Annotated in this window: 1 pseudogene; it reads right to left on the bottom strand. The window is 69.2% G+C overall.

Annotated features, from left to right (window positions below):
• A pseudogene (locus O7A61_RS32195) lies at window positions 1-1,421 on the bottom strand (calcium-binding protein); the annotation flags it as partial.

Here is a 1,421-nt window from a genome sequence, read left to right as displayed (position 1 = left end):
GCGATGCCGTCGGCCAGCATCACATGGGCGTTCTGGCCGATGGCCGTGCCGCCGGGCGCCGTCTGGTCGACGATGGCGCCATTGCCGATGCCGACGCCATTGTCGCCGTTGACGACCGTGGTCGGGCCGACCGCGACCGATTCCGCTCCGACCGCCAGCGAGTCGCCGGCTGTCGAATTGGCATGGAAATATTTCGTCGAGGTGGCGGAGACCGCGGCGATCGCCCCCGCCAGCTGGCGCACCGTCACGGCGTCCTGGTCCTGCGTACCGTCGGCGACGTTGGTGATCTGCCGGTAGGCGGTGGCGGTACCGACCGAAACGGCGCCGAGCAGCGTCTTATCGGTGGTGTTGTACTGGATGAAGTTCGACGGACCGGCGGCGATCTGTCCGGAAGCGGGAGCGATCGCGCGATCGGAAACCGAACCCGAACCGAGCGCTACGCTGCCGTCGATGCTGGCCGCGCTGTCGCGGCCGAGCGCCAGCGCGCTGACGCCGGTCGCGGTCGCCTGGTAGCCGACGGCCGTGGAGCCGACGCCCTGGGCGAAGGAATCGGTCTGCGCCAAGCCGGTCTCGTTGGTGCGGGCGTAGCGGATGCCGATGCCATTGGCGTCGGTATAGGCGGTCGAGGTGTCGCCGGCGATGTTGGTCAGGTTGCCGCCGATGTTCGAGATGGCGGTGGTGTTGGCCGTCACCTGCTGGTTGGTGGCGAAGAGCTGCGAACCGTTGACGGCGTCGGTGGAACCGCCGTTCAACTGTCCGGCGGCGACGTTCTGGATCTGGCGCTCGGCGCCGGCCGAGCCGACCGAGAAGGCGCCGGCCGGCGTGCCGCCGGCGGAGGTGTAGTTGACGCCGCCGATCGTCGTGCCGCCGACCGCGGTTGTCGCGCCCGACGCCGAATTGAGGCCGATCGCCACGTCGCCGGCATTGTTGGCCACCGCATTGGGACCGACAGCGACGGAATCGGCTCCAAGAGCCTGCGAATCCGGCAGCGCCGAATTGGCGTGGAAATATTTGATCCCGCCGCCGACATTGATGTTGGTGATGGCCGCGCCGATGGCGTCGACCGCCTGGTTGGTGGCGAACAGCTGCGAACCGTTGATCGCATCGGTCGAGAGCGCGCTGATCCGCCCCGCCGCCAGATTGGTGAGCGTGCGTTCCGCGCCGGGCGCGCCGATGCTGACCGTCGAGGTCGGATTGATGCCCTGGAAGGCATAGGTGGTGCCGTTGATCACCGCACTGGGCGTAGCGACCGCCGCGACGGTCGTCGAACCGGAGCCCAGCGCCACGTCGCCGGAACTCGCCGCCGCCGTCGCGCCGTCGCCCAGCGCGACATTGCCGGCGAGGCCGGCCGCACCTGCCGTCGAGCCGTTGCCGAGCGCCACCGAGCCTTGCCCGATCGCCTTGTTGTTGTTGCCGATGGC

It is taken from the genome of Mesorhizobium sp. Cs1321R2N1 (genome assembly GCF_037179725.1).
Lineage (GTDB): Bacteria > Pseudomonadota > Alphaproteobacteria > Rhizobiales > Rhizobiaceae > Mesorhizobium > Mesorhizobium salmacidum.
The sequence above is the reverse complement of the archived record's forward strand: the minus strand, read 5'-3'. Positions and strand labels throughout refer to the sequence as shown.